The following is a 12597-nucleotide window of genomic DNA, read 5'->3' as shown; positions in this document are numbered from 1 at the left end:
GACGCAGTGAAGCTCGATTCGATGTACCAGGAACTGATCCTGGACCACTACAAGCACCCGCACGGCCGTGGCCTGCGCGACGGCGACGCCGAGGTGCACCACGTCAACCCGACGTGCGGCGACGAGATCACCCTGCGCGTGAAGTACGACGGTGAGACGCTGACGGATGTCAGCTACGAGGGCCAGGGCTGCTCCATCAGCCAGGCCAGCGCGTCCGTACTGAACGAGCTGCTGGTCGGCAAGGAGCTGGCCGAGGCGCAGAAGATCCAGGGCGTGTTCCTGGAGATGATGCAGTCCAAGGGCAAGATCGAGCCCGACGAGGCCATGGAGGAGGTGCTGGAGGACGCGGTCGCGTTCGTCGGCGTCTCCAAGTACCCGGCTCGTGTGAAGTGCGCCCTGCTGAGCTGGATGGCCTGGAAGGACGCGACCGCCCAGGCGCTGGGCGACGGCGCGGAGAGGAAGACGGCATGACCGAGAACGCGACGCCCGAGGCGTCGATCAAGCCGGCCACCGAGGAGGAGGTCCGCGAGGCCCTCTACGACGTGGTCGACCCCGAGCTGGGCATCGACGTCGTCAATCTGGGCCTGATCTACGGCATCCACATCGACGACGCGAACATCGCCACCCTGGACATGACGCTGACCTCGGCGGCGTGCCCGCTGACGGACGTCATCGAGGACCAGGCGAAGTCGGCGACGGACGGCATCGTCAACGAGCTCCGGATCAACTGGGTCTGGATGCCGCCGTGGGGCCCGGACAAGATCACGGACGACGGCCGCGAGCAGCTGCGCGCGCTCGGATTCAACGTCTGAGTCCGAAGAACACCGAGAGGGCCCCCGGCGATCGTGCCGGGGGCCCTTCCCGTATGCCGCCGGTCGCCCGGCGTGCGTACCGCTCAGCCGTGTGCCGGGGGCCGGGTGGCGGCCAGCTCGGCGAGGATGTTCGCGGCCAGGTTCTCCTGCCGGATGCGCTGGTCCACGTACAGCAGGCTGCTGACCAGCTGGACGTAGCCGAGCTGGAACATCTGGCTCGTGCCGGCGCCGATCAGGACGCAGACGAGGACGAACACGAAGCCGGCGATCAGGCCGGCGATGTCGGTGCCGTCGGTCACGCCGCCCCCGTTCATCGCCGGGATCAACCCGAACATGCCGATGAACTGGAACGGTATCTGGATCACGTAGGCGATGCTGCCGCCGATCATGCCGCCCACGAGGGTGATGCCGAAGATCCGCCACCAGTTGCCCTTGACCAGGGCGGTGGAGCGCCGCAGCGCGGTGACCGGCCTGGCCTCCTCCATGACCGCGGCGGCGGGCGCCAGGCCGAACCGGGTCTGGAGCCAGACGGCCACCAGGACGGCCGGCAGCAGCAGGGCCGGCAGCAGCACCGCGGCCCACGGCGCGGGGTCCTCGCCCGCGAGGCCGGCGAAGAGCAGCGGCAGCCCCACCGCCGCGGCGGCGAGCATCGGCGCGCCCGTGACCAGCCAGGAGAGCAGCAGGGTCCCCAGGACCGCCGGGGTGCGGCGCCGGGCCTCGCGCCACAGGGAGCCGAAGGTGGTGGTCCGGCCCATGACCGACTCGCGGAGCACCGCGGGGAAGACGGCGGTGAGCATGGCCATGGCCACGGTTCCCACAATCATCAGCAGGACGAAGAGCACGACGGCCGCCACGATGAGCGGGGTCAGGTGCTCGGGCGCGGGGTCCATCCCGTCCGGTGTGTCCATGACCGGTGCGATGTGCCCGAACACGACGGCCAGGGCGGTGCCCGCCAGCAGGGCCATCACGAGCAGGCAGAGGCCCTGGACGGCCATCGTCACGCCGAGGAGCGGCTTCCAGTGGCGGCCGAGGGCGGAGAACGAGGCGTTCACGATGTCCCCGAGGCCCAGCGGGCGCAGCGGCGCCACTCCGGGCTTGGGCGGGGGCGGGGCCCATCCGCCCCACTGCTGCGGGTTCCCCCAGCCCTGCGGACCGGGTGCCCCCGCGGGTCCCCACCCTGTGTTCTGCGTCATGCATGTGCTCCGTAATCTCGTTCCCCCGTCGAACGCACATACCGTATCCCAGCATGTCAGGGGCATGGCACCGAGTTTCCCGCTGTTGTGTACGGCCGTACGCATCGATGGGTACACTCGTACACATGCCCTACGTGCTGCTTGCCGCGGCCATCGCCGCCGAGGTCGCCGGAACCACCGCCATGAAGTACAGCGACGGCTTCACCCGGCTCTGGCCCTCGCTGGGCACCCTGCTGGGGTACGCCATCGCCTTCACCCTGCTCGCCCAGACCCTGAAATCCCTCTCGGTGGGCACCGCCTACGCGATCTGGGCCGGGGTCGGCACCGCCGCGATCGCCGCCATCGGCATGGTCTTCCTCGGGGAGCCCGCCACCGCCGCGAAGATCGCCGGGATCGCCCTGGTGATCGCGGGCGTGGTCCTGCTGAATCTCGGCGGGGCCCACTGATGTCCCCGGCGGCCCGGCGCTACGACCCCGAGCGGCCCCAGCGGATCATCGACGCGGCGATCCGGGTGGTGGCGGCCAAGGGGATCGCCGGGCTGAGCCACCGCACCGTGGCCGCGGAGGCCGACGTACCGCTGGGGTCCACCACCTACCACTTCAGGACGCTGGACGATCTGCTGGTCGCCGCCCTGCGCCAGGCCAACGAGGGCTTCGCGCGCGCGGTGGCCGGCTCGGCGGCGCTGGCGGACCCGGACACCGACCTCGCGCGGGCCCTCGCCCGGCTGCTGGGGGAGTTCCTGGCGCCGGACCGCGGCCGCGCGGAGCTGGAGTACGAGCTCTACCTCGCGGCCCTGCGCCGCCCGGCCCTGCGCCCGGTGGCCGCGGAGTGGTACACCGCCGTGTCGGCGGCGCTGGCCGCCCGGACCGATCCGGTGACGGCGCGGGCGCTGGTGGCGGTGATGGACGGGATCAGCCTCCAGGTGCTGCTGACCGACGCCCCGTACGACGAGGGGTACGCCCGCGAGGTGCTGTCCCGGGTGCTGCGGCCGGGGGCCTGAGCGGGCTCTACGCCTGGGCCCCGCCCGCCGTGCGGACCGCCGTGAGGGCCGCCCGTACGCTCGCCTCGATGTCCGTGACCGGGTAGATCACCTCGCGGACCGTGCGCTCGCGGTCCACGACCAGGGTCAGCCGCTTGATCCGGCTCACGCCCGCCGCGCGGAAGGTCGGCAGCCGCAGGGCCGCCGTCAGGCTCAGGTCGGCGTCGGAGAGCAGCGGGAAGCGCAGCCGCTCGTGCTCCGCGAACTCCCGCTGCTCGTCCGGGCGCTGGGTGGACACCCCGTGCACGGTGGCCCCGGCTCCGGTGAACTCCGCCAGCTGGTCGCGGTAGGTGCAGGACTCGAAGGTGCAGCCCCGCGCGCCCGGGATGCCGCCCCAGCCCGGCGGGTAGGACTCGGCGCGGGCGTAGGCGCCGGGGAAGCAGTACAGGACCGTGAACGGGGTGTCCGCCACCGGGTCGGTGAGCCCGCCGGAACGGTCCGGCAGCAGCAGCGGGGGCACCCGGGTCCCGCGCAGCGCGTGCATCCGCTCCGCCTCGCGCGATGCCTCGTCCGTGGTCGCCGTCATCTCTCCCTCTCCCAGGATCCAGGTGTCCCCCCAGTCCTGGAGGGCCACCAGCACCGGCAGCAGGGCCCGCCCGCGCGGGGTCAGCCGGTACTCGTGCCGCACCGGGCGCTCCTGGTACGGCTCGCGCGTCAGCACCCCGGCGTCGACCAGCAGCCTCAGCCGCTCCGCGAGCACCTTGCGGGAGACGCCCAGCTCGCGCTGGAGCTCGTCGAAGCGGTGCAGCCCGCGCGCGGCGTCGCGCACGATCAGCAGCGTCCACCAGTCGCCCACCACGTCGAGGGCCTGGGCGATGGCGCAGTCCGCGTCGCCGAGGTGTGTGCGCTGGGCCATGGGAACTCCTTCGTCCGTTGACCCAAGGCTGTCATGCTGACATAGTCCGTTCCCAAAAGGAACTGACTCGTCGGGCGGTGCTCGGACAGTGATCGGACAGCGAGCGGCCGGCGATCCGGACAGCGGGGGACACGGGCGTGCCACAGGGGTTCAAGGACATACCGAGGGTCGTGTGGCTGCTGGCCGCGGGGGTCTTCGTCAACGCCGTCGTCAGCTTCACCTTCGTCTTCGTCTTCCTCTACCTGACGGGCCCGCGCGGACTCAGTGCCTCCGAGGCGGGGCTCGTCAGCGGTATCGGCGGCGTCGGCCTGGTCGCGGGCAACTTCACCGGCGGCTGGTACGGGGACCGCTTCGGCCACCGCCGGGTGCTGCTCGCCGCCTCCCTGCTGGGCGGGACGGTCCTCGCCGCGCTCCCGCTGCTGCCGCTGGCCCTGCTGGTCGCCGCCCTCCCGGCGGCCCAGTACACCTCCGGGGTGATCAGGGCGGCGAACTCCGCGCTGGTCGCCGTCACCGTCCCCGAGGGGGCCCGCCGCCCGGCGTTCGCCCTCGTACGCTGCGCCGCGAACGGCGGCTTCACCCTCGGGCCGCCGCTCGGCGCCCTGATCGCCACCGGCGTCTCCTACGGCTGGCTGTTCGTCGCGGACGGCGCCGGCACCCTCCTCCTCGCCCTCTGGACCGCCCGTGTGGTCCCGGCGCGCGGGGCCGGGGCCGCGGCGAAGGCGCCCGCTGGCGGGGGCCGCGGGATCCTCGCCGAACTGCGGGACCGGCCCGCCCTGTTGGTGCTGCTCGGCGCGATCCTGGTCACCGATCTCGTCTACCGCCAGCAGTACTCCACCTTCCCCGTCTTCCTCACCGACCACGGCCTGGACGCCCGCACCTTCGGCTTCGTCCTCGCCCTCAACGGGGCCGTCATCCTGCTGCTGGAACTGCCCGCGGCCGTGGCCCTGCGCAGCAGGCCCGCGCTGCCGGTCATCGGCACCGGGATGCTGCTGGTGGGGGCCGCGTACGGGGCGCTGCTGCTCGGGGCCGGGGCCGGGACGGCCGTGGTGATGATGGTCCTGCTGAGCCTCGGGGAGATCCTGTACAAGACCACGGCCACCGCCTACGTCGCGGACGCCGCGCCCGAGCACGCCGTCGGGCGCTTCCAGAGCCTCTACGCCGGGGTCTCGGTCAGCGGCGTCGTCCTCGGGCCGACGCTCGGCGGGACCCTCTACTCCGGCGCGCCCGGCCTGCTGTGGCCGCTGTGCGCGGTGCTGGCGGCGGGGGCGGGCGGTGCGGTGCTGTGGGCTGCGGCGCGGCCGCGGCGACACGCGGTCCGACCGGCACATGAGACCGGTTCGCACCCTCGGGCCGTCGCCGGTTAGGTTTCGGATATGACTGCTACGCGTACCACCGGCGCCGTCGCCGCCGGACTTGCCACCCTCACCGCCGACGGCACCGTCCTCGACACCTGGTTCCCCGCCCCCGAGCTGGTCTCCGAGCCCGGCCCGGCCGGCACCGAGCGCCTGAGCGCCGAGCGGGCCGTCGAACTCCTCGGCGCCGCCGCGGCCAAGGCGATCCGTACGGACGCGGTCCGCGGGGTCGAGGTCGTAGCCGTCCGCACGGTCATCGCCTCCCTGGAGGACAAGCCGCTGGACGCGCACGACGCGTACCTGCGCCTGCACCTGCTCAGCCACCGCCTGGTGAAGCCGCACGGCCAGAACCTCGACGGGGTCTTCGGCCTCCTGACCAACGTGGCCTGGACCTCGCTCGGTCCCGTCGCCGTGGACCAGGTCGAGACCGTACGCCTCAACGCGCGCGCCGAGGGCCTGCACCTCCAGGTCACCTCGATCGACAAGTTCCCGCGCATGACGGACTACGTCGCGCCCAAGGGCGTGCGCATCGCGGACGCCGACCGGGTCCGCCTCGGCGCGCACCTGGCCGAGGGCACCACCGTCATGCACGAGGGCTTCGTCAACTTCAACGCCGGCACCCTCGGCACCTCCATGGTCGAGGGCCGCATCTCCGCGGGCGTCGTGGTCGGCGACGGCTCCGACATCGGCGGCGGCGCCTCCACGATGGGCACCCTCTCGGGCGGCGGCAAGCAGATCATCTCGATCGGCGAGCGCACCCTGATCGGCGCCGAGGCGGGCATCGGCATCGCGCTCGGCAGCGAGTGCGTCGTCGAGGCGGGCCTCTACGTCACCGCGGGCACCCGCGTCACCCTGCCGGACGGCCAGGTCGTCAAGGCGCTGGAGCTGTCCGGCGCCGACCACATCCTCTTCCGCCGCAACTCGGTCACCGGCGCCGTCGAGGCCCGCCCGTACAAGGCGAACTGGGGCGGCCTGAACGAGGTCCTGCACAGCAACGACTGACAGAAACGGGGCTCCGGGGGCAGGCTGGACGCATGCGACGACGAATACGGTCCGGACCCGCGTCCCTGCTCCCGGTCGCCCTGGCGCTCGCCGTGCTGGCGGCCGCCGCCTGGGCCGCCTGGCTTGGCTGGGACCAGCACCGCGATGTGGGGCCCGACGGGTCGGAGACCGGGCCGTACGAGGTCTGGCAGGTGCTGGGGCTCGGGCTGACCCTGCTGGTGCCGCTGTGCTGGGCGGCGTACCGGGGCCTCGCGGCCGGAGCCGTCGCGGGCCTTGCGGTCGGCCTCACCGCGGCCGCCGCCTACGACTGGTCGGACGACGACAGCGGGCTGTTCCTGGTCGGCGTGGCCCTGGTCCTGCTGGGGAGCCTGGTCATCGGCTCGGGTGTCTGCGCGCTGGTCGGCGCCGTCAGGCCGAAGGAGCCGGCGGGCCGCCCGTAGACGGAGGCGGCGGGCCCGGTTCAGTGCAGCGGGATCGTGCGGACCAGGCCCGCGAACGCCTGCTCCTCGGCCTCGGTCAGCTGCACGGTCTCCATCGGATGCCCGGCGGCGACCCGCTGCGCCGGGATCATCGGCAGGCCCTGGCGGACCGCCGGCTCCGCGCGGTGCGCGCGCCCGCCCCGCATCAGGCGGCCGAGGCCGAGGACCCAGACGAGTACGGCCACCAGCAGGACGCCGAGGCCGATTTCCTGCGCGAGGGAGATCGAGGGCAACACCAGGATCCTCCAGGGAGGGCGGTCGGTACGAGCCGGGACAAGATCGGGCGTGCAGACACTCAACACCACAACCGGTCGATTCGGTAGAGATGTGGCGAGCGTCACGCCAGGGCCGAAAGTCCCCGACTTACCCGGCTTCCCCGGCTTCCGTGAGTTCCCCGGCTTCCCCGGCTTCCGCGAGTTCCCCGGAGGGGGCCCGGCCCGGCCGCGTCGCCGGGCCGGGCCCCCTGCCGCTCACCGCCCCGGGATCACGGGCGGAAGCGCAGCACCTGCGGGTCGTGGTCGCTGTTCTGGGCGGCGAACTCCGCGTTGATGTGCACGCTGTCGTACGTGAACTTCTTGATCGCCGGGCTGGTCAGGATCTGGTCCAGCACCTGCGCGTTGCCCTGGTAGACGTACGAGTACCGCTCCGCCTTCGGCAGCGACGTGATGGCCGGGTACAGGGCCCCGCCGTCCGCCAGCGCCTGCGTCGTCGCCGAGAACTCGAAGTCGTTGATGTCGCCGAGGGCGAGCACGTTGGCGTTCTTGTCCTCCGCCAGGATCTGCTTCACGAAGCCGTTCACGGCCTGCGCCTGGAGCAGCCGCTTGGCCTCCGAGGAGCGCAGCGGCGGCTGGTGGTGCGAGGTCAGGCCCTCGTCGCCGCCCTTGGAGCCGAAGTGGTTGGCGATGACGAAGACCGTCTTGCCGCGGAAGGTGAACTCGCCCGCGAGCGGCTTGCGGCTGTCGGCCCACGCCGGGTTCGCCGGGTCCACGCGGCCGGGGGAGTGGGTCAGGTGCGCCTTGCCGTTCTCCTTGACGACACCGGTGGCCGTCACCGCGTCGCCGGGGGCGCGCTCGGTGAAGGAGACCCGGGCCGGGTTGAAGAGGAAGACCTGGCGGATGTTGCCGCCGGGCTCGCCGCCGTCCTTCTTGTCCTCCGGGTTGACGGTCCGCCACTGGTAGGAGGGGCCGCCGGCCGCCGTGATGGCTGCGGTGAACTTGGCGATCGTCTGCTCCGCCGAGACGGTGCCGTCGTTCTTGGCGCCGTTGTCGTCCTGGATCTCCTCCAGGGCGAGGATGTCGGGGGAGGCCAGGTTCTCGACGACGGCCTTCGCCAGCGCGTCGAACTTCTCCTGCGGGTCCGTCGGGTCCAGGTTCTCCACGTTGTACGTGGCGACCGCCAGCTCCTGGTCGGTCTGCGGCTTGGTCTTCTCGGGGGCGAGGGTGCCCGCCTTGACGGTGCCGAGGGTGCGGGCCACCAGGGTGTAGCCGCCGAACTGGTTGAAGTCCAGCGGGCCTTCGGTGGTGCCGGTCAGCTTGTCACCGACGTTGGCCACCGGGAAGGGCTGCTGCGCCACGGGCGCCAGCTGCTGGATCTGGAGGCGGCCGGTGTTCTGGGACTCGTAGGAGCCGTAGACGGTGCCGCCGCGCTTGGCGGCGTTCTCCCAGCCCTTCACCGTGACCCACAGCTCCGAGTACGGGTCGGTGGCGCCGACCACGCGGGAGGTGCCGATCCTGACGTTCATGCCCTCCAGCGACTCGTAGTGGTCCAGGGCGTAGCGCGAGGGCTCCAGGGCCAGGCCGTTGATGCTGCCGCCGGCGGCCGGGTCGCCGGCCGGGGCGTACTCGGCGGGCACGGTGTACTCGTTGATCGCGGTCGCCTCGGGCAGCGCGTTGCCGGAGGAGACCAGGGTGACGGCCGGCTTGGAGATCTGCGTGACGGACTGGTTGCCGGAGCTCACGCCGCCGGGGATGTACTCACCGACCGTGCCGGAGACCTTGACGGCGTCGCCCACGGCGACGGTGGGGACGGAGTTCGTGAAGACGAACACGCCCTCACTGGTGGCGTCGTTGTCGTCGGCGTCCGGGTCCTGGATCCAGAAGCCGCGCGAGCCGTAGGTGCGCACACCCGTGACGATGCCCTCGACGTCGGTGACCTGCTTGCCGTTGAGCGGGGATATGCGGGTGGTGCCCTGGATGTCGTGGATGCGGACCGGCTCGGCGGACGCCGCGCCCTCGGCCGCGTCGGCGGAGCCCGCGAGCAGGCCGGTGGCCAGGGCGGTGGCGACGAGGGCCGCGACGGCGGCGGAACGGGGATGCGAGGAGCGCATGGTCAGGAACTCCGGTGTGGGAGAGGGGCAAGGAGGGGGGTACGGCATCGGGGTCCGCGGTGGTCGTGCCGCCCCCGATACGTCTACGCGCGTCAATTTCCTGGTTGGTCAGCAAAGTTGTCAAGCCCTCCAGGGAAGACGGCGGCTGACTGTGGGATGAACCAACGGGGATGACCCGGCGGAGGTGCCCGATATGCGTCTACGCTGGAGCGCCGCACGACGGCCACACCTGTCATCTGCGCCACATCAGCCATGCCCGCACTGCCCGTCATGTCGGCCATGTCGCCGGTTTTCGGGCGGGTATGACGGTCCGGCCGCAGTGGTGGCCGTCACGGCCCGTCCCCACCCCACCGCGTCCGCGAGGAGCCCTCCCCTATGTCCGCTGAGTCGCACCCCACACTGCCGCCGGTCCGGCTGCGGTCCGATGCGGAACTGGCCCGCGACGCGCTCACCGCCCCGCTGTTCGCGCGCGCCGTCCGGCTCGCCCGCTGGGCCGGGCCCGCGACCCGCGTCGGTGTCGGCGGCGAACTCGCCGCGGCCCAGCTCCCCGAGGCGGCCGCGCACCTCGGCCTGGACCCGGCCGACGCGGACTCCGCCGGGTACGCGAGCCAGGCGTGGCGGGTGGCCGTGGACACCGGGCTGGTGGACGTGACCGAGCCGGAGGAGGAGCGGGCGGCGGACGCCGCGGACGGGGAGGCCACCGGTACGGCCGCGCCCGGCGAGGACCTGGCGCTGGTGACGGGCGGCACGCCCGGCGACGTACTCGACCTGTGGCTGGCCGCCCTGGACACCGTCCTCGCCGACGCGGCGGTGCCCGACCTCGACGACCTGGCCGACGCCCTCGACGCGGGCGGCGGCATCGACTTCGACCGGCTCGACTGGAACCCGGGCCGCGAGGCCGACTTCCTCGACGGGGTCCTCGCCAACCTCTACCTGCTCACCGCCGCCGGGAGCGGCGGCCCGGCGGACCAGCCGGTGCCGCTGCCGGTGCTCGCCGCCTCCATGGTCGTGCCCGAGGGCATGGGCGAGCCGTCCGACGCCGTGCTGGAGCAGGTCTCGGACGCGATGATGCGGCTCGACGACCAGTTCCGGCAGCTGGAGCCGATCGGGCTGGTGGAGTTCCGCCCCGTCGACGAGGAGCTGATGGCGGAGGCGGCCGACGAGGAGATCGCCGCCGGCGGATCCGGCGCCGGGGCCGAGGAGGACGAGGACGTCTCCCGCTACGGCATGGTCCGCCTCACCCCGCTCGGCCTCTACGGGATCCGCGCCCGGCTGCTGGAGGCCGGGGCCGATGCCCCGGCCGTCGGGGAGCTGGCCGGCAAGGGGGCCGACGCCCTCCTCGACGCGATCTCCCACTACCCCGAGAGCGCCGCCCAGGCCGAGATCGAGCAGTGGCTGGCGGGCCGCGAACTGGCCGCCGCGGTCACGGAGCTGCTGGCGGCGGCCCGCGGCGACGACGAGGGCGGCCCGCTGCGCCGGCTGCGCTGCCAGCAGGCCCTGGCCCCCGCCGGTCCCGAGGCCGAGCCGGCGGTCCGCTCGGTGCTGGACGACGCGGAGCTCGGCGGGCTCGCCCGGGTCTGGCTGGCGGAGCGCGGGGTGGCCGACGTACCGGCGCCCGATCCGGAGATGGTGTTCTGGCTGACCGTCGACACCATCGCGGCGCAGCTCGCGGCGGACGGGGAGACGGAGGAGCTGGCGCTGCTCATGGAGACCCTGACCGCGCACCACGCGGAGTTCTTCGAGCAGGTGTGGCGGACCGAGCACCCGTCCACGGCCGCCGTCCTGGAGGCGATGGGGCGGCTGCACCCGGACCGCGGGACGGCGAAGGAGGCCCGCAAGGCGGCCTTCAAGGCGCGGTCCCGGCGGCCCTGAGCATCCGGGGGCAGGTGGCGGCAATGCGCCGTTCCACGGCCGGAGTTGGCCATTCCGCCGAGCGGTGAGGGGCCGCTTCCCCTTCGTGGGTAATTCAGCCGCCGTTCACGTGCGGGCGGGAGCGTGTGCGCCGACGACCGCACGACAGGCGCACCACTCCCCACCCTGGAGATCCGATGCCGCTCAGCCGTAGAGACTTCACCGCCCGTACCGTCCTCGCGGGTGCGGGCGTGGCGCTCACCGGGACGGTCGGCGCCCTCGCCACCGCCCCGGGGGCCCTGGCGGCCGACGACAGCACGCGCCGCGAGGCGGACGGACGGCCCTGCGAGCCCGGCTACGGCCCCCTCGTGCCCGACCCGGCCGGCATCCTCGCCCTGCCCGCCGGCTTCCGGTACCGGGTGATCACGCACAGCGGGGTGACCCGGCTGGAATCGGGGGAGACCACCCCGTCGAACCACGACGGCACGGCCGCCTTCGAGGGCCACCGCGGGGTCACCCTCCTCGTCAACAACCACGAGCTCAAGGGCCGGCGGACGAACTGGCCCCGCCCGGTCCCGCTCGCCGACGGCCTCGTCTACGACCCGGCCGCGGCCGGGGGCTGCACCGTCGTCGAGGTCCGGCGCGGCGGCGAGGTCGCCGAATGGGTGGGCATCGCCGGTACGTCCACCAACTGCGCGGGCGGCGCCACCCCCTGGAACACCTGGCTGACCTGCGAGGAGAACTCCGACCTCGCGGGCCGGAACGGGATGACCAAGGACCACGGCTACGTCTTCGAGGTGGACCCGCACGACCGGCGCGCGAACCGCGACCCGCGCCCCGTCAAGGCGTTCGGCCGCTATGACCACGAGGCCGTGGTCATCGACCCGCGCCAGGGCCACGCGTACCTCACCGAGGACGCCTCCGGCCCGAACGGGCTGCTCTACCGCTGGACCCCGCCCCGCGGCTTCCGGCACGGCCGCGGCAGGCTCCGTACGCTCGCCCCGGACGCGGGGGTGCTCCAGGCGGCCAAGTGCACCGACAGCTCCGGCCGGTTCGTCGACGACCTCTCCCGCGCCACCCGGATCGGCACCGTCTACGGGGTGGACTGGGTGGACGTGCCGGACCGCGACGCCCGGACCGTGCCGGTGCGGGGGCAGTTCGCGGACCACGCGGTGACGCGCGGACGCAAGCTGGAGGGCATGTGGTGGGCCGACGGCGGCGCCTACTTCGTCTCCTCCTACGCCCGCGAGGAGAGCCCCGGCGCGGCGCACGACGGGCAGGTCTGGTTCTACGACCCCAAGCGGCGCACGGTACGGCTGACCGTGCTCATCGGGGTGAACGCCGATCCCTCGGCGGAGGGCGGCTACGACGGGCCCGACAACATCACGGTGTCCCCGTACGGCGGGCTGGTCATCGCGGAGGACGGCTCGGGGCTCCAGCACCTCTTCGGTGCCACGGAGGCGGGGCGTACGTATCCGCTGGCGCGCAACGAGCTGAACATCGGGACGCCGGAGCAGCCCGAGTACGCGGAGTTCACGGGGGTGTGCTTCTCACCGGACGGGCGCACGCTGTACGCCAACATCCAGGATCCGGGGATCATGCTGGCCGTCACCGGGCCGTGGCGGCGCGGTCACTGAGGCCGGGGCCCTTCCGGGAGGGCAGGTCCAGCAGGCGGGCGGCGCGGACC

At 73.1% G+C, this 12597-nt stretch carries 13 protein-coding genes; 9 read left to right on the top strand and 4 right to left on the bottom strand.

Translation table 11 applies throughout. From position 1 onward, the window contains the following. Window positions 1–6 precede the first annotated feature (6 nt). Window positions 7–471 (top strand): Fe-S cluster assembly sulfur transfer protein SufU, encoded by a 465-nt coding sequence (gene sufU / locus ABZ873_RS12440; protein WP_030858995.1) that lies wholly within the window; start codon window positions 7–9, stop codon window positions 469–471. Beyond that, the gene (locus tag ABZ873_RS12435) at window positions 468–812 is read left to right on the top strand and encodes a metal-sulfur cluster assembly factor (protein WP_030388904.1); all 345 of its coding nucleotides are present in this window, start codon (window positions 468–470) and stop codon (window positions 810–812) included. Before sufU ends, ABZ873_RS12435 begins: the two co-directional genes overlap by 4 nt. Window positions 813–895: 83 nt before the next feature. Here ABZ873_RS12435 and ABZ873_RS12430 read toward each other — a convergent pair whose 3' ends face one another. Next, window positions 896–2005 carry a hypothetical protein gene (locus ABZ873_RS12430; protein ID WP_360869276.1) on the bottom strand — a complete coding sequence of 370 codons (1110 nt, stop codon included), beginning with the start codon at window positions 2003–2005 and terminating at the stop codon, window positions 896–898. A gap of 125 nt (window positions 2006–2130) precedes the next feature. Here ABZ873_RS12430 and ABZ873_RS12425 point away from each other — a divergent pair, with 125 nt between their 5' ends. Both ABZ873_RS12425 and ABZ873_RS12420 read left to right on the top strand, forming a co-directional pair. Then, a complete protein-coding gene (locus ABZ873_RS12425) occupies window positions 2131–2451 on the top strand; it encodes a multidrug efflux SMR transporter (protein WP_360869273.1) in 321 nt (106 codons plus the stop codon). After that, entirely contained in the window at window positions 2451–3005 is a 555-nt protein-coding gene (locus ABZ873_RS12420; RefSeq protein ID WP_360869270.1) for a TetR family transcriptional regulator, read from the top strand. Before ABZ873_RS12425 ends, ABZ873_RS12420 begins: the two co-directional genes overlap by 1 nt. A 7-nt stretch (window positions 3006–3012) precedes the next feature. Here ABZ873_RS12420 and ABZ873_RS12415 read toward each other — a convergent pair whose 3' ends face one another. Continuing rightward, the gene (locus ABZ873_RS12415; protein WP_360869267.1) at window positions 3013–3900 is read right to left on the bottom strand and encodes a winged helix-turn-helix transcriptional regulator; all 888 of its coding nucleotides are present in this window, start codon (window positions 3898–3900) and stop codon (window positions 3013–3015) included. 137 nt (window positions 3901–4037) lie between these two features. Between ABZ873_RS12415 and ABZ873_RS12410 the strand changes: the two genes are divergently transcribed. The 3 genes from ABZ873_RS12410 to ABZ873_RS12400 are packed head-to-tail and all read left to right on the top strand — an operon-like array spanning window position 4038 to window position 6694. After that, complete coding sequence (locus tag ABZ873_RS12410; protein ID WP_360869264.1) at window positions 4038–5264, top strand: MFS transporter; 1227 nt, start codon at window positions 4038–4040, stop codon at window positions 5262–5264. A 9-nt stretch (window positions 5265–5273) separates the two neighbouring features. Further along, window positions 5274–6254, top strand: coding sequence for a 2,3,4,5-tetrahydropyridine-2,6-dicarboxylate N-succinyltransferase (dapD, locus tag ABZ873_RS12405; protein ID WP_360869261.1), 981 nt, complete (start codon window positions 5274–5276; stop codon window positions 6252–6254). A 32-nt stretch (window positions 6255–6286) separates the two neighbouring features. Beyond that, on the top strand, window positions 6287–6694 hold the full coding sequence (locus tag ABZ873_RS12400) for a hypothetical protein (protein ID WP_360869258.1): 408 nt from the start codon (window positions 6287–6289) through the stop codon (window positions 6692–6694). 20 nt (window positions 6695–6714) lie between these two features. Here ABZ873_RS12400 and ABZ873_RS12395 read toward each other — a convergent pair whose 3' ends face one another. Both ABZ873_RS12395 and ABZ873_RS12390 read right to left on the bottom strand, forming a co-directional pair. After that, entirely contained in the window at window positions 6715–6969 is a 255-nt protein-coding gene (locus ABZ873_RS12395; RefSeq protein ID WP_360869255.1) for a hypothetical protein, read from the bottom strand. Between the two features lie 248 nt (window positions 6970–7217). Next, window positions 7218–9059, bottom strand: coding sequence for an endonuclease/exonuclease/phosphatase family protein (locus ABZ873_RS12390; protein ID WP_360869252.1), 1842 nt, complete (start codon window positions 9057–9059; stop codon window positions 7218–7220). Between the two features lie 375 nt (window positions 9060–9434). Here ABZ873_RS12390 and ABZ873_RS12385 point away from each other — a divergent pair, with 375 nt between their 5' ends. Together ABZ873_RS12385 and ABZ873_RS12380 are read left to right on the top strand one after the other, a co-directional pair. Beyond that, window positions 9435–10931: a hypothetical protein gene (locus tag ABZ873_RS12385; RefSeq protein WP_360869249.1), complete on the top strand. Its 1497-nt coding sequence runs from the start codon at window positions 9435–9437 to the stop codon at window positions 10929–10931. Between the two features lie 176 nt (window positions 10932–11107). Then, complete coding sequence (locus ABZ873_RS12380) at window positions 11108–12547, top strand: alkaline phosphatase PhoX (RefSeq protein ID WP_360869246.1); 1440 nt, start codon at window positions 11108–11110, stop codon at window positions 12545–12547. The last annotated feature ends 50 nt before the right edge of the window (window positions 12548–12597 follow it).

The organism is Streptomyces sp. NPDC047014, from assembly GCF_040644195.1.
Classification (GTDB): Bacteria; Actinomycetota; Actinomycetes; order Streptomycetales; family Streptomycetaceae; genus Streptomyces.
Note: the sequence above shows the minus strand (reverse complement) of the source record. Positions and strands in the feature narration are given on the sequence as shown.